Annotated in this window: 28 protein-coding genes and 1 riboswitch; of the genes, 18 read left to right on the plus strand and 10 right to left on the minus strand. The window is 70.4% G+C overall.

The features are described from left to right. Nucleotides 1–190: 190 nt before the first annotated feature. From ABZX02_RS15875 to ABZX02_RS15925, 11 genes are all read left to right on the plus strand, one after another. Entirely contained in the window at nucleotides 191–739 is a 549-nt protein-coding gene (locus ABZX02_RS15875; RefSeq protein WP_355298703.1) for a Uma2 family endonuclease, read from the plus strand. 102 nt (nucleotides 740–841) lie between these two features. Next, nucleotides 842–1,936, plus strand: a complete 1,095-nt coding sequence (locus ABZX02_RS15880; protein WP_355298705.1) for an FAD-dependent monooxygenase — start codon at nucleotides 842–844, stop codon at nucleotides 1,934–1,936. A gap of 50 nt (nucleotides 1,937–1,986) precedes the next feature. Further along, a riboswitch (cobalamin riboswitch) is annotated at nucleotides 1,987–2,095 on the plus strand. 33 nt (nucleotides 2,096–2,128) lie between these two features. Then, nucleotides 2,129–3,319: an LPXTG cell wall anchor domain-containing protein gene (locus tag ABZX02_RS15885; RefSeq protein ID WP_355298707.1), complete on the plus strand. Its 1,191-nt coding sequence runs from the start codon at nucleotides 2,129–2,131 to the stop codon at nucleotides 3,317–3,319. Nucleotides 3,320–3,363: 44 nt separating this feature from the next. Next, nucleotides 3,364–3,729, plus strand: a complete 366-nt coding sequence (locus tag ABZX02_RS15890; protein ID WP_355298709.1) for a hypothetical protein — start codon at nucleotides 3,364–3,366, stop codon at nucleotides 3,727–3,729. Continuing rightward, a complete protein-coding gene (locus ABZX02_RS15895; protein WP_355298711.1) occupies nucleotides 3,726–4,493 on the plus strand; it encodes a hypothetical protein in 768 nt (255 codons plus the stop codon). Before ABZX02_RS15890 ends, ABZX02_RS15895 begins: the two co-directional genes overlap by 4 nt. Before the next feature lie 22 nt (nucleotides 4,494–4,515). After that, on the plus strand, nucleotides 4,516–5,550 hold the full coding sequence (locus tag ABZX02_RS15900) for a CbiQ family ECF transporter T component (RefSeq protein WP_355298713.1): 1,035 nt from the start codon (nucleotides 4,516–4,518) through the stop codon (nucleotides 5,548–5,550). 37 nt (nucleotides 5,551–5,587) lie between these two features. Continuing rightward, nucleotides 5,588–7,144: an ATP-binding cassette domain-containing protein gene (locus tag ABZX02_RS15905; protein ID WP_355298715.1), complete on the plus strand. Its 1,557-nt coding sequence runs from the start codon at nucleotides 5,588–5,590 to the stop codon at nucleotides 7,142–7,144. Continuing rightward, nucleotides 7,141–7,950 (plus strand): ECF transporter S component, encoded by an 810-nt coding sequence (locus ABZX02_RS15910; RefSeq protein WP_355298717.1) that lies wholly within the window; start codon nucleotides 7,141–7,143, stop codon nucleotides 7,948–7,950. Before ABZX02_RS15905 ends, ABZX02_RS15910 begins: the two co-directional genes overlap by 4 nt. 91 nt (nucleotides 7,951–8,041) lie before the next feature. Further along, nucleotides 8,042–9,724, plus strand: coding sequence for a family 20 glycosylhydrolase (locus ABZX02_RS15915; protein WP_355299139.1), 1,683 nt, complete (start codon nucleotides 8,042–8,044; stop codon nucleotides 9,722–9,724). A gap of 58 nt (nucleotides 9,725–9,782) precedes the next feature. Continuing rightward, nucleotides 9,783–10,688: a PfkB family carbohydrate kinase gene (locus ABZX02_RS15920; protein ID WP_355298719.1), complete on the plus strand. Its 906-nt coding sequence runs from the start codon at nucleotides 9,783–9,785 to the stop codon at nucleotides 10,686–10,688. A gap of 4 nt (nucleotides 10,689–10,692) precedes the next feature. After that, nucleotides 10,693–11,448 (plus strand): 5'/3'-nucleotidase SurE, encoded by a 756-nt coding sequence (locus ABZX02_RS15925; protein WP_355298721.1) that lies wholly within the window; start codon nucleotides 10,693–10,695, stop codon nucleotides 11,446–11,448. On the opposite strand, the gene ABZX02_RS15930 is transcribed toward ABZX02_RS15925, so the two are convergent. From ABZX02_RS15930 to ABZX02_RS15955, 6 genes are read right to left on the minus strand one after another with little or no spacing between them, the layout of a single operon-like run. After that, nucleotides 11,411–11,740 (minus strand): hypothetical protein, encoded by a 330-nt coding sequence (locus ABZX02_RS15930; protein ID WP_355298722.1) that lies wholly within the window; start codon nucleotides 11,738–11,740, stop codon nucleotides 11,411–11,413. The two genes, ABZX02_RS15925 and ABZX02_RS15930, sit on opposite strands and share 38 nt — an antisense overlap. 6 nt (nucleotides 11,741–11,746) lie before the next feature. Then, entirely contained in the window at nucleotides 11,747–12,154 is a 408-nt protein-coding gene (locus ABZX02_RS15935; RefSeq protein ID WP_355298723.1) for a DUF5313 family protein, read from the minus strand. Beyond that, entirely contained in the window at nucleotides 12,151–12,600 is a 450-nt protein-coding gene (locus ABZX02_RS15940; protein ID WP_355298725.1) for a MarR family transcriptional regulator, read from the minus strand. The genes ABZX02_RS15935 and ABZX02_RS15940 overlap by 4 nt, the downstream gene beginning before the upstream one ends. Before the next feature lie 53 nt (nucleotides 12,601–12,653). Then, nucleotides 12,654–13,478 (minus strand): alpha/beta hydrolase, encoded by an 825-nt coding sequence (locus ABZX02_RS15945; RefSeq protein ID WP_355298727.1) that lies wholly within the window; start codon nucleotides 13,476–13,478, stop codon nucleotides 12,654–12,656. Nucleotides 13,479–13,488: 10 nt separating this feature from the next. Next, entirely contained in the window at nucleotides 13,489–14,811 is a 1,323-nt protein-coding gene (locus ABZX02_RS15950) for an FAD-linked oxidase C-terminal domain-containing protein (RefSeq protein ID WP_355298728.1), read from the minus strand. Then, nucleotides 14,808–15,386 (minus strand): helix-turn-helix domain-containing protein, encoded by a 579-nt coding sequence (locus tag ABZX02_RS15955; RefSeq protein WP_355298730.1) that lies wholly within the window; start codon nucleotides 15,384–15,386, stop codon nucleotides 14,808–14,810. Before ABZX02_RS15955 ends, ABZX02_RS15950 begins: the two co-directional genes overlap by 4 nt. Before the next feature lie 93 nt (nucleotides 15,387–15,479). Here ABZX02_RS15955 and ABZX02_RS15960 point away from each other — a divergent pair, with 93 nt between their 5' ends. After that, a complete protein-coding gene (locus ABZX02_RS15960; protein WP_355298732.1) occupies nucleotides 15,480–16,304 on the plus strand; it encodes a glycosyltransferase in 825 nt (274 codons plus the stop codon). Here the strand turns inward: ABZX02_RS15960 and ABZX02_RS15965 are convergent. From ABZX02_RS15965 to ABZX02_RS15975, 3 genes are all read right to left on the minus strand, one after another. Next, entirely contained in the window at nucleotides 16,270–17,346 is a 1,077-nt protein-coding gene (locus ABZX02_RS15965) for a PLP-dependent aminotransferase family protein (RefSeq protein WP_355298734.1), read from the minus strand. The genes ABZX02_RS15960 and ABZX02_RS15965 overlap by 35 nt on opposite strands. Nucleotides 17,347–17,376: 30 nt before the next feature. Further along, entirely contained in the window at nucleotides 17,377–18,573 is a 1,197-nt protein-coding gene (locus tag ABZX02_RS15970) for a PI-PLC domain-containing protein (RefSeq protein WP_355298736.1), read from the minus strand. Between the two features lie 414 nt (nucleotides 18,574–18,987). Continuing rightward, nucleotides 18,988–19,467 (minus strand): hypothetical protein, encoded by a 480-nt coding sequence (locus tag ABZX02_RS15975; RefSeq protein WP_355298737.1) that lies wholly within the window; start codon nucleotides 19,465–19,467, stop codon nucleotides 18,988–18,990. 341 nt (nucleotides 19,468–19,808) lie between these two features. On the opposite strand from ABZX02_RS15975, the gene ABZX02_RS15980 reads away from it, so the two are divergent. Next, complete coding sequence (locus tag ABZX02_RS15980; protein ID WP_355298739.1) at nucleotides 19,809–19,943, plus strand: hypothetical protein; 135 nt, start codon at nucleotides 19,809–19,811, stop codon at nucleotides 19,941–19,943. A gap of 2 nt (nucleotides 19,944–19,945) precedes the next feature. Here the strand turns inward: ABZX02_RS15980 and ABZX02_RS15985 are convergent, their stop codons facing one another. Next, complete coding sequence (locus ABZX02_RS15985; RefSeq protein ID WP_089921919.1) at nucleotides 19,946–20,149, minus strand: cold-shock protein; 204 nt, start codon at nucleotides 20,147–20,149, stop codon at nucleotides 19,946–19,948. A gap of 140 nt (nucleotides 20,150–20,289) precedes the next feature. Here ABZX02_RS15985 and ABZX02_RS15990 point away from each other — a divergent pair, with 140 nt between their 5' ends. The 5 genes from ABZX02_RS15990 to ABZX02_RS16010 are packed head-to-tail and all read left to right on the plus strand — an operon-like array spanning nucleotide 20,290 to nucleotide 24,200. After that, entirely contained in the window at nucleotides 20,290–21,393 is a 1,104-nt protein-coding gene (locus tag ABZX02_RS15990; RefSeq protein ID WP_355298741.1) for an acyl-CoA dehydrogenase family protein, read from the plus strand. Further along, nucleotides 21,393–22,394: a s-methyl-5-thioribose-1-phosphate isomerase gene (locus ABZX02_RS15995; protein ID WP_355298743.1), complete on the plus strand. Its 1,002-nt coding sequence runs from the start codon at nucleotides 21,393–21,395 to the stop codon at nucleotides 22,392–22,394. Before ABZX02_RS15990 ends, ABZX02_RS15995 begins: the two co-directional genes overlap by 1 nt. Beyond that, the gene (mtnC, locus tag ABZX02_RS16000) at nucleotides 22,391–23,047 is read left to right on the plus strand and encodes an acireductone synthase (protein WP_355298745.1); all 657 of its coding nucleotides are present in this window, start codon (nucleotides 22,391–22,393) and stop codon (nucleotides 23,045–23,047) included. The genes ABZX02_RS15995 and mtnC overlap by 4 nt, the downstream gene beginning before the upstream one ends. Beyond that, nucleotides 23,044–23,640: a methylthioribulose 1-phosphate dehydratase gene (gene mtnB, locus ABZX02_RS16005; protein WP_355298747.1), complete on the plus strand. Its 597-nt coding sequence runs from the start codon at nucleotides 23,044–23,046 to the stop codon at nucleotides 23,638–23,640. The genes mtnC and mtnB overlap by 4 nt, the downstream gene beginning before the upstream one ends. Beyond that, on the plus strand, nucleotides 23,637–24,200 hold the full coding sequence (locus tag ABZX02_RS16010) for a cupin (protein WP_355298748.1): 564 nt from the start codon (nucleotides 23,637–23,639) through the stop codon (nucleotides 24,198–24,200). The genes mtnB and ABZX02_RS16010 overlap by 4 nt, the downstream gene beginning before the upstream one ends. The last annotated feature ends 32 nt before the right edge of the window (nucleotides 24,201–24,232 follow it).

Here is a 24,232-nt window from a genome sequence, read left to right on the forward strand (position 1 = left end):
TGGTGCCCTCCACGGCAGGACCAGTGATCGCTCACCCTGCGGGATGGTGTTGACGTAGCGGAGTGCGTGCAGTGGTGTGGGGTCGGCCAAAAGGGGCTTGCGAGTCGTGAGAATCGGACCAGTCTTGTCTAATGGCAGCGCCGGTACCCGTCCGGCGGGCAGTGGCCTCGACCAGGGGGTGGAACGCACCATGGGTGGTGTCCCGACGTTTCCCCACGGCAGACCGCTGACGTGGGCGGACCTGGAGGCGATGCCTGATGACGGGCACCGTTTCGAACTCGTCGACGGGGTGCTGGTCATGAGCCCCTCACCCCGCCCCGTGCACCAGCGCGTGGTCGCCCGCCTGCTGGTGGCGCTGACCGCTGCCTGCCCACCGGAGCTCGAGGTCCTCCCGGCTCCGGTCGACGTCGTGCTCGCCGACGACACGGTCTTCATCCCCGACCTGGTCGTGGGCCGGCGCGAGCAGTTCTCGAAGCAGGCGCTCATCGGGCCGCCGGTGCTGGCGGTCGAGGTCCTCTCGCCGCGCACGCGGCACGTGGACCTCGAACTCAAGCGGGCCAAGTTCCAGGAAGTCGGCTGCGCGAACTACTGGATGATCGATTACGACGGTCCGTGGCTGCGTTGTCTGCACCTCGAAAACGGGGTGTACGTCGAACAGGCCCGTTCCGACGGCGAGGAAATCATCGAGCTGCAATTCCCGTTCGCGGTGAAGCTCAGCGCGCAGTCGCTCGTGCGCTGAACTCCGTCAGGCCCTGACCGCCACTGACCGCCGATGGTCAGCGGACGGTCAGCGGCCTCCCGCACCTTGTGGGCAACACCGACTCACAGGGGGCGACACACCGTGAAGAACGTTCTGATCTCCGGCGCCAGCATCGGCGGACCCGCGCTCGCCTACTGGCTGCGCCACCACGGCTTCGAGGTCACCGTGGTCGAGCGGGCACGGGGCCTGCGTCCCGGCGGCCAGGCCATCGACGTGCGCGGCCCGGCCCTGGAGGTCGTCGAGCGCATGGGCCTCGGCGACCGGCTCAGGTCTCTCGGCACGAACATGCGCGGCATGAACGTCGTCGACGCCGACGGCACCGAGCTGTTCCGCTCCACCACGCACACCCTGAGCGGCGGCGACCTGTCGAGCCCCGACGTCGAGCTGCTCCGCGACGACCTGGCCCAGCTGCTGTTCGACGCGGCGGACGGCGTCGAGCACCTGTTCGACGACACGATCACCTCGATCGACGGCACCCGCGTCACGTTCGAGAACGCGGCACCGCGCGACTTCGACGTCATCGTCGGCGCGGACGGCCTGCACTCGAACGTCCGCAGGCTCGTCTTCGGCCCGGAGTCCGAGTTCATCACCGATCTCGGCATGAACCTCGCCGTCTTCACCGCGCCGAACTTCCTCGAGCTCGACCACTGGCAGACGTTCCAGCAGGGCGTCGTGGTCGGCGGCGGTGTCATGAGCGCCCGCTCGAACACGGAGTGCCGGGTGTACATGGGTTTCCACGGGGAGGTGACCCTCGACCACCGCGACGTCGAGGGACGGCGCCGCCTGCTCGCCGAGAAGTTCGAGGGCGCGGGCTGGATCTGGCCGGTCGCGCTGAAGCACATGTGGGAGGCGCCGGACTTCCACATGGACTCGATGAGCCAGATCCGGATGGACTCCTGGTCGCGCGGCAACGTCGTGCTGCTCGGGGACGCGGGCTACTGCGGGTCGCCCCTGTCCGGGCAGGGCACCAGCCTGGCGCTGGTCGGCGCGTACGTGCTCGCCGCCGAGCTCGCCAAGGACCCTTCCACGGCGTTCGCGCGCTACGAGGAGTTGCTGCGGCCGTACGTCATCGCGAACCAGGACATGGCGCTGCGCAACCTGGAACGCGGCGGGGCGCACGACGACGAGGACTTCGCCGCCGTGGTCAACAGCTTCTCGCTGCCGGTCTACCGATGATCAATGGCCCAGCTCACAGCCATTTGACTCCGCTCGATCCCTCCCGCACGATCCTTGGTTGACAACAGCATCCGCACGCCGCGGGGGAAGCCGGTGCAACTCCGGCACTGACCCGCAACGGTGATAGTCCGATTACCCGTGGCGTGCGGTAGCTCCACCGACCCGTCGAGGACAGCGGGCATGGGAGGCGTAGTGATCAGGAGATCCGCGCTGGTCGCCTTGGTGGCGACCGCGCTGGTGGCGACACCACAGGCACAGGCGGCCGAGCCGTCGCCGGGAACGTGGCTGGTCGCCCAGTTCAGCGAAGGTGACCGGCTGCTGCGCTTCCCCGCCGACCCCTCCTCCGGCGATCCCGGGCTGACGGCGGACGGCGTCTACGCGCTGGCCGCGGCCGGGGTGGGCAGGACGACCGCGGCGAAGGCGTCCGCGTGGCTCGCCGCGCCGGAGCAGCTGGAGACGTTCGTCGGCGACGGCGAGGCCGAGTCCTACGTCGGTGGCCTCACGAAGCTCGCGCTGGTCGCGCAGACGCTCGGCGAGAACCCCGCCTCCTACGGCGGTGTCGACCTGCTCGGGCGGCTCACGGGGTTGCAGGACGATACCGGGCGCTACCGCGACAGGACCGATCCGCAGTACGAGCAGACGAACGCGTTCACGCAGGCGCTGGCCATCATCGTGCTGCACCGCGCGGGCCGGGACGTGAGCGCGGCGGTGAAGTTCCAGGCGTCCACCGCGTGTGCCGACGGTGGGTTCCCGATCGCGTTCGCGCAGCCGACGTGCAAGTCCGATGTGGACGGTACGGCGATGGTGCTGCAGGCACTGCTCGCGGCCGGCGAGAAGACCGCGTCCGGTCCCGCGCTCGAGTGGCTCGTGAAGCAGCAGCAGGCCGACGGCGGGTTCCAGGCGATGGAGCCGCCGACCAACGCCAACACCACCGGCCTCGCGGTCGGCGCCCTGCTCGCCGGTGGCCGCACCGCCGCGGCGGACAAGGCCGTGGCGTTCCTGAGGACGTTGCAGGTCGGCTGCACCGGACCGGCCGAGCAGCGCGGCGCGATCGCGTTCGACACCAAGGGTTTCGACGCCGGCACGGTCGTGCGGGCGACCACGCAGGGCATGCTCGGCCTCGCCCGCGTGAGCCTCGCCGACGTGTCCGCGGCCTCCGCGACGCCGGGGGTGCCCGCGATCGACTGCACCGCCACGCCTCCCACCACCACGACCACCGTGCCGGTGCCTGCTCCGGGCGGTGCCGCCGAGACTCCGGTCGACCCGCCGCTCGCCGTCACCGGGCCCGACCAGGCCGTGCCGCTGACGCTGGCCGGGTCGTTCGCGGTGCTCGCCGGTGCCGTTCTCCTGTTCGTCTCCCGTCGTCGGAAGGCTGGTGCGTGATGCGCCGCGTGCTCGCTGTCCTCGCTCTGGTCGCTGGTGCTTTCGTGGCCACACCCGCCTCCGCCGACTCGTGCGCGGGCGTGAAGGTCGTCGTCGACTTCGCCTCGCTCGGCGGTGGCGTCCAGACCGGGTGCGCCGCCGGTGACCCCGCCAGCGGCATCGCCGCGCTGACCGGCGCCGGCTTCACCTACAAGTACGTGCCGCGCCAGCTGGGTTTCGTGTGCCAGATCAACACGCTCCCGAACCCGTGCAACGGCGCCCCGGCGACCGCGTACTGGTCGTACTGGCACGCCACCCCCGGCGGCACCTGGACCTACAGCAGCTCGGGTGCGGGCAGCTACAACCCTGCGCCCGGCACGGTCGAGGGCTGGTCCTTCGGCGCGGGCACCGCACCGAGCGCCACCCCGTGAGGAGGCTCTTCCTCGCGCTGGCACTGACAACCGCGTTCCTTCCGGTGCCGGCGCACGCGGCGGGCTGCGACGGCGTCACCGTCGTCGTTGACTACCGGGGGCTCGGCGGTGGCGTGCAACAGGGTTGTGCGCCGGGCAGTCCGGCCTCCGGTGTCGCGGCGCTGACGGCGGCCGGCTTCGGCTACACCTACGCGTCGCGGCAGGCGGGGTTCGTCTGCCGCATCAACGGCAGGCCGGGGACCGACGCGGACAAGTGCGTCAACGCCTCGCCCGCCACCGCGTACTGGTCGTACTGGCACGCACCGGCCGGTGGGGCGTGGTCCTACAGCAACCAGGGCGCCGCGACGTACGTGCCGGCGCGCGGCACCGTGGAGGGGTGGGCGTTCGGCGCGGGGGAGCAGCCCGGTACCGCTCCGCCCGCCGCACCGGCACCCGCACCGCCCCCGCCCGCCCAGCAGCCACCGCCCGCGCCTCCGGTGGGGCAGCCGCCGGCCCAGCAACCGCCCGCGGTCACCACGACGACCACGACGGCGGCGACCTCGTCGTCCGCCGCACCGTCGACCACCGCCGAGTCGTCTGCGCCCTCGTCGACGGCGTCCTCGTCGGCGGCGGAGACTTCGGCCGTGGCCGGGCAGCCGCAACGGGTGGAGGAGAAGTCCGGCGCCGGCCCGCTGTGGACGTTGCTCGGCGTGCTGGTCATCACCGCGCTGGTCGTGGCCGGGCTGCTCGTGGCACGGCGGCGCCGCACCGCGGCGGAAGAGTGAGGCCGCACCCGGTGCGAGGCTCGTGGTGAAGCTGCACTCCGGCGCGTGGTGGCTGTGGGCGCTCGGTCTCGCCACCGCCGCCGGCCGCACCACCAACCCGTTGCTGCTCGGCCTAGTCCTCGCCGTGGCGGGCGTGGTCGTCGTGACGTGCCGCGCGAACACACCGTGGGCTGGGACCTACGGCGTATTCCTCAAGTTCGGCCTGCTGATCATCGGGTTGCGCGTCCTGGTGCACGCGTTGCTCGGTGGTGTCACCGGCCCGACCGTGCTGTTCACCCTGCCGCAGGTCCCGCTGCCCGACTGGGCGCAGGGCATCCGCGTCGGTGGCCCGGTGAGCGCGGAGGGACTCGTCTTCGCGCTGTACCAGGGTTTGCTGCTCGCGACGATCCTGAGCTGCGTCGGCGCCGCCAACGCCCTGGCGAACCCCCGGCGCCTGCTCCGGTCGCTGCCCGCCGCGCTGTACGAGGTGAGCGTGGCCGTCGTGGTGGCGCTGACCGTGGCACCGCAACTGGTCGCGTCCGCGCGGTCGGTGCGCCGGGCGCGGCAGCTCCGCGGCGACACGGCCAGGGGAGCGCGGGCGATCCGCACGATGCTGGTGCCGGTGCTGGAGGACGCGCTCGACCGGTCGCTGGTGCTGGCCGCCTCGATGGACTCGCGCGGGTACGGGCGCACCGCGGGCATCTCGCGCGGGGACCGGCTGCTGACCGGGACGTTGGTGCTGGCCGGGTTGTTCGGGCTCTGCATCGGCACGTACGGGCTGCTCGCGGGCGCGTACACCGGCTGGCCGCTGCTCGTGCTCGGTGGTGTGCTGGCGATCGCGGGCCTGAAGGTCGGGGCGCGCCGGGTGCCGCGCACGCGCTACCGGCCGGACCGCTGGACGCCCACGGCGATCGGGGTCGCGCTGAGCGGGGTGGTGGGGGCGGTCGTGCTGGTCTTCTCGGCGGACCCGGCGCTGTCGCCGTCGACGGTGCCGCTCACCGTGCCGGAACTGCCGCTGCTGCCCGCACTGGGCGTGCTGGTGGCCCTGGCACCGGTGGCCTTCGCGAGGGAGACGTGATGCGGGCACGACCCGTCCGGTGGCCGGTGGAGGAGCCATGATCAGGTTCGAGGACGTCACCATCACCTACGCGGAGCACCCCGTGCTGGCGGAGGTGTCCCTGGAGATCCCCGAGGGCGAGCTCTGCCTGGTCGTCGGCCGCACCGGCTCCGGCAAGTCCACCTTCCTGCGCGCGATCAACGGCCTGGTCCCGCACTTCAGCGGCGGCACCCTGGCCGGCCGCGTGCTGGTCGACGGCCGCGACACCGCCACGCACCCGCCGCGCGAGCTGGCGGACGTCGTCGGGTTCGTCGGCCAGGACCCGGTGGCGGGCTTCGTCGCGGACAACGTCGAGGACGAGCTCGCGTACTCGATGGAGTCGCTGGGCCTGTCGAACGACGTCATGCGCAAGCGCGTGGAGGAGACCCTCGACCTGCTGGGCCTCGCCGCGCTGCGCGACCGTCCACTCGCGACTTTGAGCGGTGGCCAGCAGCAACGCGTCGCGATCGGTGCCGCGCTCACCGCACACCCGCGCGTCCTCGTGCTGGACGAGCCGACCTCCGCGCTCGACCCCGGCGCGGCCGAGGACGTTCTCGCTGCCGTGCAACGACTTGTGCACGACCTCGGCATGACCGTCGTGATCGCCGAGCACCGGCTCGAACGCGTGGCGCAGTACGCGGACCGCGCTCTCCTGCTGCCGCAGGGCAAAGCCGGCGAGGTCGGGGAGATCCTCAGGGACGCACCGGTCGCGCCACCCGTCGTCCGGCTCGCCCGGGTCGCCGGCTGGGAGCCGGTGCCGGTCTCGGTCCGCGACGCCCGGCGCCGGGCCGCGTCCCTGCGCGCCCGCCTGCCCGAACCCGCGCCGGAGCCGGTCGTGACGGCCACCCCCGTCCTCGAAGCGCGTGATGTCGTTGTCCGGTACGGAGATGTGCAGGCCGTGCGCGGCGTGACGCTCACCGCCGGCCACGGCGAACGGGTCGCGCTCATGGGCCGCAACGGGTCCGGCAAGTCGTCACTGCTGTGGGCCGTGCAGGGCAGCGGTAAGCGCACGTCCGGCACGGTGACCGTCGACGGCACCGACCCCAAGTCGCTCAAGCCCGCCGAGCGGCGCAAGACCGTCGCGCTGGTGCCGCAACAGCCGTCCGACCTGCTCTACCTCGAAACGGTCGCGCAGGAGTGCGCCCAGGCCGACACCGAGACCGGACAGCCGCCCGGGACGTGCCGGGGCATCCTCGAGACCCTGGCCTCCATCGCGCAGGACGCCCACCCGCGTGACCTGTCGGAGGGTCAGCGACTCGCGCTGGTGCTCGCCGTGATGCTGACCGGAGCGCCGGACGTCCTGCTGCTCGACGAACCCACGCGCGGCCTCGACCACCCGGCCAAGGAAGCGCTCGCCGCCGTCCTGAAACGCCTGCCGGGCACCACGGTCCTCGCCACGCACGACGTGGAGTTCGTCGCCGAGTTCGCCACCCGCGTCGTGGTGATGGCCGAGGGCGAGGTCGTCGCGGACGGGCCGGCGCGCGAGGTCGTGACGTCGTCGCCGATCTTCGCGCCGCAGGTCAGCAAGATCCTCGGGCCGTGGCTCACGGTCGCCGACGTCGAGGCCGCCCTGTGATCGCGATCCGGAAGCGGTCGGTGGTCGCGCTCGCGGTCTCCGGCGTGATCGGGCTGGCCGCGTTCACCTGGCCGCTCGTCGTCGCGCCGGCCAGCGACATCGCGCACGGCGGCGACGCGCCCTGGACGTTCGCGCTGCTGCTGCCGCTGGTGCTCGCGGTCGTGCTCGCCGAGTTGAGCGACAAGGGGATGGATTCCAAGGCGATCGCGATGCTCGGCGTGCTGTCCGCGCTCGGCGCCGCGATCCGGCCGCTCGGACCGGGCACGGCGGGCATCGAGACCGTCTTCTTCCTGATGGTGCTCGGCGGCCGGGTGTTCGGGCCGGGGTTCGGGTTCGTGCTCGGCAACACCACCCTGTTCGCCTCGGCCCTGCTGACCGGCGGCGTCGGGCCGTGGCTGCCGTACCAGATGCTCGGGGCGGCGTGGGTCGCGCTGGGCGCCGGGCTGCTGCCGCAGTGGCGCGGCAGGGCCGAGATCGCGTTGCTCGCGGCGTACGGCGTCGTGAGCAGCCTCGTCTACGGCTTCCTGCTCAACCTGTCGTTCTGGCCGTTCGCGGTCGGCGAGGGCACCTCGATCAGCTTCGACCCGAGCTCCTCGCCGGGCACGAACCTGGTGCGGCTCGCGGCGTTCACGCTCGCGACGTCGCTCGGGTGGGACCTCATGCGGGCCGTCACCACCGCCGTTCTCGTCGCGCTGACCGGTCCCGTGCTGCTCCGGACGCTGCGCCGGGCCGCCCGGAAGGCCGCTTTCGAGCCGGTCTCGAACAAAGAATTGGCCCAGACCATTGACGACAAAAGGGATGTTTGAGCACGCTGGAGGCAGGGTCGCCGCCCCCGACTCGTGAGGAGGAGTCGTGAGAACTCGCGTTCTCGCCGCGGTCGTCGCTGTCACGGCAGCGCTGTCCGTCAGTGCGCAGTCGCAAGCCGCGGAACCGCTGCAGAGCCTGGTGCCCGTCCCGGTGTCCGTGCAGGCCAAGAGCGGCGTGACGCACACGCTGACGGCCGCCACCAAGATCTACACCGCCCCTGCCGCGCGGGATGTCGGCACCTTCCTGGCCGGCCTGCTGCGGCCCTCGACCGGCTACGCCTTCCCGGTGTCCGACACGACCGGCACGCCGTCCGACGGCATCTCGCTGCTGCTCTCGGGCGCACCGGGCACGGTCGGTCAGCAGGGCTACCAGCTCGACGTCGCGGCAGGCTCCGTCGTGCTGCGCGCCAACACCTCGGAAGGCCTGTTCGCGGGCGTGCAGACGCTGCGGCAGCTGTTGCCCGCCAAGGTGGAGAGCACGACCGCGCAGGCCGGTCCGTGGACCGTGCCGGGCGCCTCGATCGTCGACTACCCGCGGTTCGCCTACCGCGGCGCGATGCTCGACGTGGCCCGCCACTTCCACCCGGTCGCGTCGGTCAAGCGCTACATCGACCAGCTGGCGCTCTACAAGATCAACTACTTCCACCTCCACCTGAGCGACGACCAGGGCTGGCGGATCGTCATCGACAGCTGGCCGAGGCTCGCGACGTACGGCGGCAGCACGCAGGTGGGTGGCGGTCCCGGCGGCTACTACACCAAGGCGCAGTACAGCGAGATCGTGCAGTACGCGGCGTCGCGCAAGATCACGGTGATCCCCGAGATCGACCTGCCCGGCCACACCAACGCGGCGCTCGCGTCGTACGCGGAGCTCAACTGCAACGGCCAGGCCCCGCCGCTGCGCACGGACATCGAGGTCGGCTACTCCTCGCTGTGCGTGAACAAGGAGATCACCTACCAGTTCGTGGACGACGTGATCCGCGAGATCGCCGCGCTCACGCCCGGCCCGTACTTCCACATCGGCGGCGACGAGGCCCACTCGACGCCGGACGCGGACTACCAGACGTTCATGGACCGCACGCTGCCGATCGTGAAGAAGTACGGCAAGACCGCGCTCGGCTGGCACGAGTTCGTGAAGACGACGACCGACACCGCGACGATGCCGCAGTACTGGGGCACCTCGACGTCCAACGCGGTGGTGCAGGCCGCGGCGGCACGCGGTCACAAGGTCATCATGTCGCCTGCCAACAAGGCGTACCTGGACATGAAGTACAACTCCAGCACGCCTTTGGGCCTGTCCTGGGCGGGCCTGATCGAGGTCCAGACCGCCTACGAGTGGAACCCCGGCACGCACCTGAGCGGGGTGCCGGAGTCCGCGGTCCACGGCGTCGAAGCTCCACTGTGGAGCGAGACGCTGGTGACCATGCAGGACATCGAGTTCATGGCGTTCCCACGGCTCGGGGCGATCGCCGAGCTCGCGTGGTCGCCGTGGTCGACGCACAACTGGGACCAGTTCAAGACGAGGCTGGGCGCCCAGGGACCGCGCTGGACCACCATGGGCATCAACTTCTACAAGTCCACGCAGGTGCCGTGGGACACCGGCGGCCCCGGTCCCGGTCCCTGCACGCAGCCCGCGTGGGAGCGCGACAAGGTCTACACCGGCGGCAACGTCGTGTCGCACAACGGCAAGAAGTGGACCGCGCAGTGGTGGACGCGGGGCGAGGAGCCCGGCACCACCGGCCAATGGGGCGTTTGGCGTGACGGCGGCTCCTGCTGATGTCTGATTCACCCGGTGTGGGCGAATACTGCTCGCCCGCACCGGGTACCAGACCGTCGTGGATGCCCGAGTTGCCGTATTTGCCCCGTCCCCTCAGCTGACCGTCACCGTCGAGGACCTCGACGGTGAGCCGGACGTGCACCTGCACGCCGGCGGCCAGGGTTTCTGGCAGTCCAGGATGATCGCCGCCTTGGGCGTCGAAGCCGTCGTGTGCGCGACTTTCGGTGGCGAGACAGGCCGTGTGCTGCGCACGCTGTTAGAAGGCGAGCACGTCGATCTGAAGGCCCGTGACGTCGCCGCGCGCAACGGTGCCTACGTGCACGACCGCCGCGACGGCAGCCGGTCCGAGATGGTCGAGATGCTGCCCGACGCGTTGTCCCGGCACGAGCTGGACGACGTTTACGAGCTCGCGCTGGTGGAGGGCATCCGTGCCGGGACCGCCGTGCTGAGCGGGCCGTCCGACGACCGAGTCCTGCCGCACGACACGTACTTCCGCCTCACCTCCGACCTGACCAGCAACGGCTGCCGCGTGATCGTCGACCTCGCCGGCGACCGGCTGGCCGAGGCCGTGCGCGGTGGCCCGCACGTCGTCAAGGTCTCGCACGAGGAACTGGGCGAGGAGGACCTGGGCAAGCTGATCGAGAAAGCCCGCGAGATCGCTTCCTCCTGCGTGCACGGCGTGGTCGTGTCCCGCGCCGACGAACCGGCGTTGGCGCTGCTGGAGGACGAGCTGTACCTCGTGCGGATGCCGAAGCTGGAGCCCGTCGACACGCGCGGCGCCGGCGACTCCATGACCGCGGGGATTTCGGCGGGCCTCGCGCTGGGTATGTCGTTGACGGACGCGGTGAAGCTCGGCGCGGCGGCGGGAGCCGTCAACGTGACGCGGCACGGCCTCGGCAGTGGCGGGGGAGATGCCGTGCGCGAGCTGAGCAAGCGCGTGGAACTGGAGCCGATCGAGGAATGAGCTCATGCGTGCGCTGATCACGAACGACGACGGAATCGACTCGCCCGGCCTGTGGACGCTCGCCGCGGCCGCCGCCGACCACGGTCTGGAGGTGGTCGTCGCGGCGCCCGCGTCCCAGGCCAGCGGTACCAGCGCGTCGGTCGCGGCGCTGGGCGACTCCGGCCGGGTGGTGAGCGAGCGCCGGACGTTGCCCGGCCTGGACGTCGAGGCCTACGCGGTCGCCGCGCATCCGGGCCTGATCTCGCTGATCGCGTGCCGGGGAGGCTTCGGCGGCAAGCCCGACGTGGTCCTGTCCGGCGTGAACCTCGGCGCGAACGTGGGCCGCGCGGTCCTGCACTCCGGCACCGTGGGCGCGGCGCTGACCGCGCAGCTCAACGACGTCACGTCGATGGCGGTGTCGCTCGACGTCGGGTTGGACGGGCCCGAACCGTTGTGGGACAAGGCGGGCGAGGTCGTACGCGTCGTGCTGCCGGTGCTGCTCGAGCTGCCGGCCGCCACCGCGCTGTCGGTGAACGTGCCGAACGTCGTTGACGTGCAAGGACTTCGCTGGGCCGAGCTCGCGCGGTTCGGCACGGTGCAGAGCCGGGTGGACGAGGTGGGCGACGGTGAGGTCGAGCTCGTGCACGTCTACAACGAGGAGTCCCTCACGCCGGGGACGGACACGGCGTTGCTGACCGAGGGCTTCGCGACACTGACCGCGCTGCACCCGGTCGGGCGCGACGTCAGTCCTGAACGCGCTTTGCCGGCCTGGCCAGCGTGATCACGAGGCCGATCAACGCCGTCCTGACTTCGAGAAAGCTCTCGGCCGTCACGTCGCTGAGCGAGAAGGCCAACGTCCCGAACGCCAGCAGCAGGAGGAGTCCGTACATCCGCGCCAGGTCGTGCCGCCACGCCATCGCGACGCCGAGTGCGCCGACTCCGATCTGGACGACGTGGTAGTTGGGGTCCAAACCGAACAGGTCGAACCAGCCGAACGCGAGTTGCAGGACCCCGGCTGTGAGGGTGAGCGCCTGTGGCCTCGTGAACTCGAACTGGTCGCTCAACAAGGCCATAGGTCTCTACCCTTCGGATCGCCGCCAGACCGCGTCGTACTTCGCCTGCTTCTCGCGGTCCTGTGCTGCGTTGCGCTCACGGCGCCCCTGGGTCGCCGAGCCCCTCGGGTACCCGTATTTCGTCAGCCTATGGTCCACACTTTCAGGTGCGTAGGACAGCGCGAAGTACAGTCCTACAACGAAACCGAGCCCACCGCACGCGATTGCGAGCGGCCACGGCGATCCCAGTCCGAACACCAGGGCCAGCGCGATCACCGTTGTGAGTGGTGTGACCTGCACCAGACTGCGCACGGTGAAGCGCAACAGCCACTTCGGACCGGTCACGTCGTCGTGGACGAACTCGCGGTACTTCTGCGGCAACCGCCCGCCCGCGTAGTACCAGACCTTCTGCGCGAGGTTCGGTACCGCGCTCATCGGGTGGCCTTCGCGATCACCTTGTGCAGCACCTGGTTCAGCTGCGCGAGCTCCTCGAACGTCATGTCCAGCTGCTCCACGACCTTGAAGGGAATCTTGAGCGCCTCGCTCCGCAGCTCCTGACCCGTCTCGGTCAGGGTGAGGGCGAGCGCGCGTTCGTCCGCCTTGTCCCGCTGCCGCGCGACGTACCTGATCGCCTCGAGCCGCTTGAGCAGCGGGCTGAGCGTGCCGGGGTCGAGCTGCAGGGCGGCGCTCAGGTCCTTGACGGTGCGCGGTGACCGTTCCCAGAGCGCCAGCATCACGAGGTACTGCGGATGCGTGAGGTTCAGCGGCTCCAGGATCGGGCGGTAGACCGCGATCACCGTCCGGCTGGCCACGGCCAGCGCGAAGCAGACCTGCCGCTCCAGTTCGAGCGGGTTCTCCGGGATGCTTGGTGTACTAATCATTGGTGTACACACTAACTCGCGGGCAGGCTCGGGTCCAGCGGAGGAGCGTCAGGTCACTTCAGGGCGTCGGCGAGCACCTCGCCGGTCACGGCGGCGCCCGCCCTGGTCATGACGGTGCCGCCGTGGTCTACCTCGTTGATCAGCACGGGCTCGCGCAGCACGGGCAGTGCGGCGGCGAACGCCGCGGCCTGCTCGACGGTGTAGGCGGGCGGGGTGTCCGGGCCGGTGCTCCACTCGGCGTGGACGAACCACGTCGGCACGGTGAGCTCCCGCCAGCGCGAGGTGCCGAAGATGACGTCCTTGGCGTCGGCGACCAGGGTGTCCGCCGGCAGCCTGAGGTGGCCGTCCTCGGTCAGGTCGTGGGCGAAGTAGTCGCGGATCAACGGGTCGGTGGCGTCGATCAACGGGTTGAGGGTCGCCTGGACGGTCAGGTACTCGTCGGCGGTCCACGTGCGTTCGCGCGCAGCCACCTGTGGTGCGAAAGCGGCCGTGAGCAGTTCGTCGGTCATCGCGGCGTGCGCTGCCATCGGGAGCCCGCCGTCCACGAGCACGAGCGCGCGCAGCCGTTCCGGATAGCGCACTGCCAGGTCCACGGCCACGTAGCCGCCCATCGACATGCCACACACCGTCACGGACGTGAGGTCCAGGGCGTCGAGCACGCGCACCATGTCGTCGGCGTGCCGGCTGATCCCGGCGCCGGGAACGGTGTGGCTGTCACCGCGACCGCGCAGGTCGGGGGCGACGAGGGAGAACTGGTGGGCGGCGACCCAGTTCCACAGCTTGCGGCTGCCGCTGACACCGTGGATCGCGAGCACGGGCGGGGTGTCGCCGTCGTGGATCTCGACGGCCAGGTCGCCGCCTTCTACCGGAACGAACACGCGGACTCCTTCAGGCCTTGCCGGGGTTGAAGAGGTTCAGGGGGTCGAGCGCCTGCTTGACCGCCCGCTGGACGGACCAGGCGTCCGGGCCGAGCTCGCGGATCATGCCGTCGCGTTTGAGCAGGCCCACGCCGTGCTCGCCGGTGACGGTGCCGCCGAGCTCCAGCGCCCGGTCGATGATGTCCTCGAACGCCGCCTGGGCCGCGACCCGCGCGGCGTCGTCACCGGGCGGGGTGATCAGCAACGGGTGCAGGTTGCCGTCGCCCGCGTGCGCGATGGTGGCGATCCGGACGCCGTGCCGCGCGCCGATCTCCTCGATGTGCGCGAGCATCGCGGGCACCGCCGACCGCGGCACGCACACGTCCTCGGTCAGCAACGGCCCGAGGCGTTCGAGCGCCGGGTAGGTGAGCCGGCGGGCCGCGAACAGGGCCTCGGCCTCGGTCGAGTCGGTGGACCGCTCCGTCCAGACGGCGCCCGCGTCGGTGAAGGCGGCGACGAGCCCGTCCGCGTCCTCCGCGGTCTCGGCGCGGGCGAGGAGCATGGCCTCGGTGTCCGGCTCGATGCCGAGGTGCTTCCAGTCCTCGACGGCCTGCAGGCAGGCGCGGTCGATCAACTCCAGCGCGGCGGGCTGCAGGCCGCGGCTGGTGCTCAGCGCAACGGCCCGACCTGCGGCGACGAGGCTGTCGAACGCGCCGACGACCGTGCCGGACGGACGCGGCGCCGGCCGCAGCCGGACGGTGACCTCCGTGATGACACCGAGCGTGCCCTCGGACCCGACCAGCAGGCTCGTGAGGTCGTAGCCCGCCACGCCCTTGCTGGTGCGCCGGCCGAGCCGCACCGCCGTGCCGTACGCGACCGGTCCGCCCATGACCGCTTCGAGACCGAGCACGTAGTCGCGCGTCACGCCGTACTTGAGGCAGCACAGCCCGCCCGCGTTCGTCGCGACGTTGCCGCCGATCGTCGACCACGGCGAGCTGGCCGGGTCCGGCGGGTACCAGAGTCCCTGCGCGGCAACGGCTTTCTTCAGGTCGTCGTTCACGACACCCGGCCGCACCACGGCGAGCAGGTTGTCGCGGTCGATCTCCAGGACCTGGTCCATGCGGCTGAGGTCGAGCACCAGGCAGCCGTCGACCGCGTTGGCCCCACCGGACAGTCCGGTGCCCGCACCCCTGGGGACGATCGGGATGCCGTTGGCGGCGCAGTGCCGGACCGCCTCCCGCACGTCCTCGGTGGACTCCGGCCGGAACGCCGCGTGCGGCGTGCCCGCGGGTGCCCACTCGGCCTCGTCGTGGCTGAGCCCTGCCAGCGTGTTCGGATCCGTGATCAGCTTCATGACCGCTCCAGCGCGCCGTGGGCCGCCTTGTGCACGACCCGTTCCAGCTCGGCACCCCACGCGACGGGCGTCGTGTCCGCGTGGATCGGCACGGCGCCCATCCCCGCCACCGCGAACCGCGCGAAGAGCACCAGGTCGAAGGCCTGGGCGGGCGAGGCGAGCGGAGGCGTCAGGACCGCGGCGATCTGCGCGGCACCGGTGTTCAGCTCCTGCGTGCCGGTCGCGATGAGGTCGGGCTCCCGGATGATCACCGCACGCCGCCCGAGCTCCAGCGCCCACTGTTCCGGGGTGATCGTGTCGATGGCCGTGCGGACGGCTTTGCCCAGTGCCGCAACGGGATCCGGGTCCGGGGTGAGCGCGCGGACGACGCGGCTGAGGAACGCGTCGTACCAGAAGATCGCGGCCTTGGTGCCGAACGTGCGGAACAACGTCCGCTCGGAGACGCCCGCGCGGTCGGCGATCGCCCTGGTCGACGTGGCGGCGAAGCCCTGGTCGAGGCACAGGGCGATGGCCGCCTCCTGGATGGCGAGACGGGTGCGCAGGTCCTTCGCGGCGCGCGTGGTCAAGGTGTCCACGGCGTCACGGTAGCGCGAAGTGACAGTTACTGCCATAAGTTTTGGCAGTAACTGTCAAAGTGTTAGGAGGCTGTCTCGGGGTAGACGACGGGTGTGCCCCGGACCACCGTCGTCATCGTCTCGCGGGACCGCGTGGACAGCCTGCTGCGCACGCTCGCGCGCCTCAGCGAGCTCGCGGTGCCCGTGGTCCTGGTCGACAACGCCTCTTCGGACGACACGGTCTCCCGCGTGCGCACGGAGTTCCCGGCCGTCCTGGTGCTGGAGTCGGCGGTGAACCTCGGCGCGGTCGGGCGCAACCTCGGCGTGCGGGCGGCGCGGACGCCGTTCGTGGCCTTCGCCGACGACGACTCCTGGTGGGCACCCGACGCGGTCGAGCGGGCCGAGGAGGTCTTCGACGCGCACCCGGACCTGGCGGTGATCGCCGCGCAGACGCTCGTGGGCTCAGGCGGGACTCCCGACCCGATCACCCCGCTGCTGCGCGACAGCCCGCTGGGGCAGGGCGTCGCGGGACCCGCGGTGCTGGGGTTCCTCGCCTGCTCGGCGATCGTGCGGCGGCAGGCGTTCCTGGACGTGGGCGGCTTCAGCCCGGTGTTGTTCTTCCGCGGCGAGGAGACGCTGCTGTCGTGGGACCTCGCGGCGGCGGGGTGGGCGCTCTGCTACGTCGAGGACGTGGTGGCGCACCACCACCCGGCCACCGGACGCGCGCCGGGCGCGGACGTCGTCGAGCGGCGCAACGCGCTGCTGACCGCGTGGATGCGCAGGCCGGTGACCAAGGCCGTGGCGGAGTCGCTCAAGGACCCGCGGGCGTTCCGGGTCGCGTTGCCCAGGCTGCGCCAGGCGCTCCGGCAGCGACGGGCGCTGCCGGAGCACGTGGAAGCGCAGGTCAGAGCGCTCGAACGGCCGCGCCGAGGCGCGTGATGCCTTCGTCGATCTGCTCCGGCGTGACCCCGGAGAACGCGAGGCGCAGCGCGTTGTCGCCGCCCTCGAGCAGGAAGTCGGAGCCCTTCACGAACTCGACGCCGTGCTCCTTGGCGACCGGCACGAGCTTGTCGATCGACACGCCCGGCAGCTCGACCCACATGAAGTAGCCACCCTGCGGCGCGGTGAAGACGGCCTCCGGCAGCTCGCGCTGCAGCGCGGCGACCAGGGCGTCCTTGCGGGCGCGCAGCGCTTCGCGGACGTTCTTCACCGACTCCTCGAGCTGGCCGGAGCGGCAGTACGAGTTCACGATCGACTGCGCGACCATGTTCGGCGAGATGTACGTGGTGGTCGCGATGTCCTGGATCGCCTTGATCACGGACTTCGGGCCCACCAGGTACCCGCAGCGGATGCCGGGCGCCATGGTCTTCGAGAACGACGACGCGTAGACGACCTTCTCGTTCTGGTCCTGCGACAGCATCGTCGGCAGGGGCTCGCCCTCGAACCGCACCTTGACGTACGGGTCGTCCTCGAACAGCACGAAGTCGTACTTGGCCGCGAGGTCGAGCAGGCGCGTGCGCTTCGCCTCGGACAGCGTGTAGCCGGCCGGGTTGTGGAAGTTCGGGATGATGTGCGCGAGCTTCGGGCGCACCCCGCTCTCCAGCAGCGCCTCGAGCGAGTCGACGTTGATGCCGTCGGTCTCCAGCTCGATGGCGTGGATCTTGGCGCCGCGCTGGCGCAGGTTCAGCAGCGTGCGGTCGTAGGTCGGCGCCTCGACCACCACGTCGTCACCGGGGTTGACGAGCAGTTCGAACAGGAATGCGTCGGCCTGCATCGAGCCGTTGGTGACGAGCACCTGCTCCGGCTCGACACCGTGCTGCTCGGCGAGCCAGGTGCGCAGCGGCACGTAGCCGACGCTCGTGCCGTACGCGAAGGTGCCGCCGGGGTCGTCCGTGAAGGCTTTCTGCGCGGCGTCGCGCAGGCCTTCCTGGTCGATGATGTCGAGAGAGGGCGCTCCGCGCGTGAACAGGATCGAGGCCATGCGCGGAGCGTACAACTCCCACGATTTGGGCTACGGCCTATATACGTACGCGTTGAGCTGCTGCACGGCCTGCGCCGCGTTCCCGAGGTGGTAGTGGTCGACCGCGAGGAAGTTCGGCTTCTTGCGGGCCGCGGGCTGGCAGAACTGCTGCGCCCGGTTGGCGAGCTTGCCGTTGTCCGTCGTGGCCGTGCTCGTGAACGGCACGTCCCGGAAGTGGTTCATGACGAACAAAGGCTGGAACGAGCCCGTCGCGGTGAGCGGTTTTTCATCCCATCGGCTGTAGCACGACCAGTCGGAACTGCCGAGCCCCGAACCCATCGACCAGTAGTTCTCGACGGTCCAGTCCTTCTGGTAGAGCACACCGCTGTCCTCCCGCCCGTCCTTTCCGTGGTCGGTGAAGATGATCAGCCGCTTGTTCGCGGCCTGCAGCTCGCTGCGCTTGGGCCACCCGTTCTGCTGAACACCCTCGGCCCGGTACAGCACGTCCTGGAGCCCCTGCACCTTGCGCAGCTCGGTCCGGAGCGTGTTCGCGTCGACGTAGTCCTCCAGGAACACCGTGACGATCTCGCTCCGGTTGTTCTTGAGGAAGTCCACGATCCGCTGGATGTCGACGTTGAGCGCCACCGGCTTGCTGACGAGCGTACAGCTGTTGTGGCACAGGATCGCGCCGTCCGGCGTCTGGTGGATGTCGAGCATGAACCCGCGAACACCGTCGTTCAGCTGCTGCACGATGCCACGCGTCTGGTTCTTCGCGAGGTTGATGAAAGGCGGCGCGAACCCACCGTCCACCCCGTTCGCGTAAGCGTTGTGGGCCGTCAGGAACGTCATCTGGTCGAGCCGCGGATCCTGCGGCATCGGCTCGGTCTGCGCGGTGACCGGCGTGAGGTACCAGCGCGTCTCGCCGCCGAGGCCGAAGATTTCCCACTGATCACCGAACTGACGGGGCTCGTGAACCGTATCCCCTTGTGAGCACGAACCCATGGTGAGCTGACGGGTGATGCACTGACCCGGCGAGTCGGTGTTCTCGAACCTCCCGTCGCTCAGCCGCCACTGCTGGCGGTCCTCGTTTCCCTTGGGGCGGTGCAGTGCCAGTCCACTGCCGCTCTGGGCGACGTTGAGGCCGGTCCGGACACTGGTGACGTAGAAAGTGCCCGCCGGAGCCGCTTGCGCGGTGGCGGGTACCAGAGGCAGTAGCAGCAGGGCTGCGATGGCAGGGAGGTATCGCACGGTGACCAGGGTCACCCACCTGAGTGAAACATGAAACGCCTTCAAGCGTTTGGACGTTTAACACTGTGGGTATCCCACGAGTCGCAGCGTCCTCCTAGAGGGCAGGACAACTCCACGGCAGCCGTCGCCCAACCGAAGGGTTAGGGCCGGTACCTCGGGCGCCGCCTTCACAAGCCGCGCAGGGTTCGACTCCCTCGGTTGCCACTCGCTCGCAGCTCCGCTGCCGAGCCCTCGTCGTCGACATCCCGCGGCGGGAAGTACAGGCGTCGTGGCCGACGGGCCGCGGCGCCTTTCCCTTTTCCGGCGGGCGGCGGCGCCTTTCTCGCGTCCGGTGCCGCCGGCGTTGGCAACCGTCCGGGGCGCCCACCTGGGTTCGACCCGCGTCCCGTTCACCGGACCTGAGCGAAGCCACGCTCAGAACGGCGGCTCGCCGTCGAACCCGGAGCGTCCACCGGCGTCTCGCCCGCCGGACCCGAGCCCACCGGACCCGAGGCGCGACCCACCCAACGCCCGTAACCGCTCCCCGACGTACCGCAACCCCTCCCGCAACTGCTCCTTGTCGGCCTCGACCCGCCGCTCGACCCCGATGACACCGTTCACCTCGGTGTTGACCACCCCGGGATGCCGCCCGGTCTCCACGGCCAGCAGGTAAGCCGCCTTGTTGAGCGACTTCCGCAGCCCGTGCGACGTGGGACTCGACGGCGTGAGGCGCCGCGACCGCCAGGGCAGCAGAGGCGCACCAGACCGAGCAAGCCCAACCGCCTGGACTTCGGCGGACGTCAGATGGGCCCGGCACGCCACCGGATCGGCGACGGCAACCGAGTCCCAGACGACCGCGTAGGCCGAGCAACGGCGGCCGTCTGCGCGGTGCCGGACGCACCGCCGCGCCGTCACCGGGCCGCCTTCCGGCGCGGCGGACGGGTGGGCAGGGCGGCGGACGCGCGGTGCGGCGGACGGGTGCGGAGCGTGGTGCGGCGGTTCATCGGCGAGACCCGAAGCCTTTCGTAGCGGTCCGAACGAGCTGGTGGAGTCACCATGGCAGACGGGTCTGACAATTCCGGGAACCCCAGCTCAGGGCCTTTCCAAGGGACTTCCCCGATCCGCAACGAGCCTCGCGCGGACACCATCGAGAGCCATCGAGGGAGAAGCTGCTGCGCATCACCGGACTCGCCTCGATCGTCCTTACGATCGGCACGGCGCTGCACGCGCGGGTGACCGACCAGACGCTCCACAGGATGTTCGAACTCGTCACCGACGGCGGCGCCCTGCTCCTGGCCGTAACGCTCGCCACAACCGCAGCGGCCCGAAAATCCGTCTGGGCACAAAAGAAGCCCGCCCGGCAGAACGCCGAGCGGGCCTCGAAGAGCTGAAATCAGATGACGCGGACGTCCTGCGCCTGCGGTCCCTTCTGACCCTGCCCGATCTCGAACTCCACGCGCTGCTGCTCGTCCAGCGACTTGAAGCCGGAGCCGGAGATCTGCGAGTAGTGCACGAACACGTCCGGACCGCCGCCGTCCTGCGCGATGAATCCGAAGCCCTTCTCGCCGTTGAACCACTTCACGGTGCCCTGCGCCATACCGATTGCTCCCTAGATGTTGGACCCCCGCCAGAGCGAGGTTCGCGCGCAGTCTGCCAGGGACGGGTCTCTCTCACATCGTGGTTAGCCCGTAGGTGTGAAGAAGTAAGTTGGACCGGGTACCACCGAGAGGAGCAGGAATGTCGAACTGGCTGGACGTCGCGCACGAGGTTGCGGCGACGCTCAGGTCCGACGCGGCGGACAGGGACCGGGCCAACCAGCCACCCACCAAAGAGGTGGAACTGCTCCGGCAGAGCGGCCTGCTGAACGTCCGCGACTGGACCGAGCAGCAGCGGATCGGCCGGATCATCGGCGCCGCCGACGCCAACGCCGGACACCTCCTCGGGTACCACTACCTGCAGATCTGGCGCAGCGGACTGTTCGACGTCCCCTTCACCGTGCACGACGACCAGTTCTGGGCGGGCGTCAGCAACCCGCTCGACGCCGCCCTCGAGCTCACCCCCGACGGCACCGGCTCCTACACCCTCAACGGCCGCAAGACCTTCGCCACCGGAGCGGCCGTCGCCGACCGGCTCGTGGTCAGCGCGACCCGCACGGACAACGGCGAGAAGCTCACCTTCCTGCTCGACGGCAAGGCCGACGGAATCACCTACTTGGACGACTGGGACAACATCGGTCAGCGCCTCACGGCGTCCGGTGGGGTGAACTTCGAGAACGTCGCGGTCCGCGAGGTCCTCGGCGTGCAGCCCGCGAACGAGGACCCGAGGATCAGCCTCGCCGCCCTCGGCTTCCAGCTCGTGCTCGCGCAGCTCTACGTGGCCATCGCCGAGGGCGCGCTGCACGAGGCCGCCGACTACACCCGCACGAAGACCCGCCCGTGGTTCGTCAGCGGCGTCGAGGCGGCCACCGAGGACCCGTACACCGTCGTGGCCTACGGCGAGATGGTGGCGCAGACGAGGGCCGCCGGGCTGCTCGCCGACGAGGCCGCCCGCCGGCTCTGGGAGGCCTCCGAGCTGGGCCGGCACCTCACGCCCGCCAAGCGCGGCGAGGTCGCGGTGACCATCTCCGAGGCCAAGGTCGTCAGCACCAAGCTCGTCAACGAGGTCACCAGCCGCATCTTCGAGCAGGTCGGTGCCCGCGGCACGGCCGCCAAGTACGGCGTGGACCGCTTCTGGCGCAACGCCCGCACGCTCACGCTGCACGACCCGGTCGTCTACAAGGCCCGCGAGGTCGGCGAGCACTTCCTGACCGGCGCGCGCCCCGCCCACACCGGGTACAGCTGATGCAGCCGGTCCTCGCCGACTCGGTGCGGCTCACCGACGACGGCGTGCTGATCCTCGACCGCCGCCGGTTCCCGTTCGAACGCGAGTGGGTGCTCTGCCGCACGGCCGAGGACGTCGCACGGGCCATCGAGGACATGGTCACCCAGTCCTCGGGCCCGTACTTCGCGGCCCTCTACGGCATGGTGCTCAAGGCCCGCACGCTCGAAGCACGCCCGTTCGCCGAAGCCCGCGACGAGCTCGCCGAGACCGCACGCCTGCTCGAGAACACCAGGCGCACCAACAACGCGCTGCGCAAGGCCACCCAGGTCGTGCTGGAGCACGTGGACGCCTCCCAGGACGTCGCCGGCGCACTCGAAGGCGCGCAGGAGGGCGACCGCCGCTACCGCGCCAAGAGCCAGGCGCTCGGCGAGCACACCGCGAACCTCTTGCCGGACAACGCCACCGTGATGACGCACTGCTGGGCCGACCTCTACCTGACCGAAACGGTCAGAGCGGCCCAGCGGCAGGGCAAGACGCTCCGGTTCTTCTGCACCGAGACCAGGCCCTACCTGCAGGGAGCCCGGCTGACGGCGGAGACGTTGATCGAGATGGGCGTCGACACCACGCTCATCACGGACGGCATGGGCGCCGCCGTGCTGCAAAGCGGTGAGGTCGACGCGTTGGTCACGGCGGCCGACCGCGTCACCATGGACGGGCACGTCGTCAACAAGGTCGGCACACTGGGCCTCGCCGTGGCGGCGCACGCGTTCGGAGTACCGTTCCACGCCCAAGTGCAGGCACCCGACCGGCTCGCACCCACGACGGACCACGTGGAGATCGAGTTCCGCGACGGCGCCGAGGTGCTGCAGGTGCTGGGCACCCCGAGCGCCACGCCGAGGGTGAAGGGCCACTACCCGGCGTTCGACGTGACGCCACCGCGCTTCGTCACGGACGTGGTGACGGACCGGGGCGTCTACCAGGCCGGCGAGCTCGACAAGTACTACGAGGGAGAACAGCGGTGAGCAAGTGGGTCGTGCTCGACATCGAGGGCACGCTGAGCGCGACGGACCAGGTGCTGGTCGTCCTCTACGACTACGCGCGCCCGCGCCTCGGGCCGTGGATCGAGCAGCACGGTGACGACCCGGTGGTCGCCGACGCCGTGCGGCAGATCAAGGAGCTCAGTGGGCACGACGACGTCGTCAAGGCGCTGCACGACTGGATGGACGCCGACCAGAAGGTCACGCCCCTGAAGACGTTGCAGGGCCTCATCTGGCAGCAGGGCTACGCGCAGGGCGACCTGGTGGCGGAGTTCTTCCCGGACGTCGTCCCCGCCATCCGCAAGTGGCACGGCGACGGCGTGAAGCTCGCGATCTTCTCGAGCGGCTCCGTAGCGGGCCAGATCGCGTTCTTCCAGCACACCACCGACGGCGACCTGACCCCGTTGCTGGAGCACCACTTCGACACGGTCAACGCGGGCCCGAAGCGCGAGGCCGCGTCGTACCACAAGATCGCCGAGACGCTGCAGAGCGACGACATCACCTTCTACAGCGACGTGCCGGCCGAGTTGCACGCCGCGCAGGAGGCGGGCTGGAAGACGGTCGGCGTCGCCCGCGCCGGCGAGCCGTACGGCAACGCCGACTTCACGCCCCACCCGACCGTCTGGGAACTCTCATGACCGCGGAGCTCGCGCGCGAGTGCGTCCGCTACGCGCAGATGGGCTGGATGCGCGGCACGTCGGGCAACCTCTCCGTTGTCCTGCAACGGGATCCGCTGCGGCTCGCGGTCACGGTCAGCGGCGTCGACAAGGGCGAGATCACCGCTGAGGACAGCGTGGTCATCGACGTCGACGGCAACGCCGTGGACAGCGACAAGGTCCCGTCCGCCGAGGCCGGCCTGCACGCGCGGATCGCCGCGGTGGCCGGAGCCGGTGCCGTGGTGCACGTCCACGCCCTGGCACCGGTCGTGGCGGCGGAGCACTGGCCGAACGGCGTGGTGCTCAAGGACCTGGAGATGCTCAAGGGTTTCGGCCGGTACGACCACGAGGAGGTCGTGATCCCGGTCGTCCGCAACTCGCAGGACATGGCCGAGTTGGGCGACGCCTTCGAGAAGGGCTTCGACCCGAAGGTGCCGGCGCTGCTCGTCGCACGGCACGGCGTGTACGTCTGGGGTGACGACCTGGTGCAGGCCCGGCACCGGCTGGAATGCCTGGAGTGGTTGCTGCGCTTCAAAGTGGAGACGCGAGACATCTTTACGGGGAGGCACTCATGACGCTGCTGACGGTGTGGCCGGAAACCGGCCCCGAGGAGACCGTCCTGCGCACCACCGACGCCGAGGAGATCGCCACCACGCTCAAGGAGCACGGCGTGCGCTTCAGCCGCTGGTCCGTTGTGGACGGTGTGACCGCCGAGAACGCCTTGCAGGTCTTCGAAGCCGACATCGCCCGCGTCAGCGAGACCGAGGGCTACGGCTACGTCGACGCGATGGAGATGACCCCGGCCGACACGGACGAGTACCGCGCGAAGGCCGTCGAGTTCCGCAACAAGTTCCTCGCCGAGCACACGCACGACGACGACGAGGACCGCTACTTCGCCCGTGGCGCGGGCGTTTTCTACCTGCACATCGGCGACAAGGTGTACGCGGTGTTCTGCACCGCGGGCGACCTGCTGAGCGTTCCGGCGAACACCACGCACTGGTTCGACATGGGCACGGAACCGGACTACGTGTCGGTGCGGTTCTTCCACGACGACGACGGGTGGATCGGCAACTTCACCGGCAGCGACATCGCGACGAAGTTCCCGACTTTCGACGAGCTGCGTTCAGGAATGTGAAAAGTTCCTCCACCTGAACATTGTTCCGGAAT

The sequence above is a fragment of the Lentzea sp. NPDC003310 genome (assembly GCF_040610935.1).
Classification (GTDB): domain Bacteria; phylum Actinomycetota; class Actinomycetes; order Mycobacteriales; family Pseudonocardiaceae; genus Lentzea.

Bases quoted from the DNA above. Each gene is read 5' to 3' on its own strand.
- ABZX02_RS15940 (WP_355298725.1), bottom strand. From the start codon at position 12,600: ATGATTAGTACACCAAGCATCCCGGAGAACCCGCTCGAACTGGAGCGG.
- mtnB (WP_355298747.1), top strand. From the start codon at position 23,044: ATGACCGCGGAGCTCGCGCGCGAGTGCGTCCGCTACGCGCAGATGGGC.
- ABZX02_RS15990 (WP_355298741.1), top strand. From the start codon at position 20,290: ATGTCGAACTGGCTGGACGTCGCGCACGAGGTTGCGGCGACGCTCAGG.
- ABZX02_RS15980 (WP_355298739.1), top strand. From the start codon at position 19,809: ATGTTCGAACTCGTCACCGACGGCGGCGCCCTGCTCCTGGCCGTAACG.
- ABZX02_RS15950 (WP_355298728.1), bottom strand. From the start codon at position 14,811: ATGAAGCTGATCACGGATCCGAACACGCTGGCAGGGCTCAGCCACGAC.
- ABZX02_RS15925 (WP_355298721.1), top strand. From the start codon at position 10,693: ATGCGTGCGCTGATCACGAACGACGACGGAATCGACTCGCCCGGCCTG.
- ABZX02_RS15935 (WP_355298723.1), bottom strand. From the start codon at position 12,154: ATGAGCGCGGTACCGAACCTCGCGCAGAAGGTCTGGTACTACGCGGGC.
- ABZX02_RS15930 (WP_355298722.1), bottom strand. From the start codon at position 11,740: ATGGCCTTGTTGAGCGACCAGTTCGAGTTCACGAGGCCACAGGCGCTC.
- ABZX02_RS15905 (WP_355298715.1), top strand. From the start codon at position 5,588: ATGATCAGGTTCGAGGACGTCACCATCACCTACGCGGAGCACCCCGTG.
- ABZX02_RS16010 (WP_355298748.1), top strand. From the start codon at position 23,637: ATGACGCTGCTGACGGTGTGGCCGGAAACCGGCCCCGAGGAGACCGTC.
- ABZX02_RS15995 (WP_355298743.1), top strand. From the start codon at position 21,393: ATGCAGCCGGTCCTCGCCGACTCGGTGCGGCTCACCGACGACGGCGTG.
- ABZX02_RS15985 (WP_089921919.1), bottom strand. From the start codon at position 20,149: ATGGCGCAGGGCACCGTGAAGTGGTTCAACGGCGAGAAGGGCTTCGGA.
- ABZX02_RS15965 (WP_355298734.1), bottom strand. From the start codon at position 17,346: ATGGCCTCGATCCTGTTCACGCGCGGAGCGCCCTCTCTCGACATCATC.
- ABZX02_RS15875 (WP_355298703.1), top strand. From the start codon at position 191: ATGGGTGGTGTCCCGACGTTTCCCCACGGCAGACCGCTGACGTGGGCG.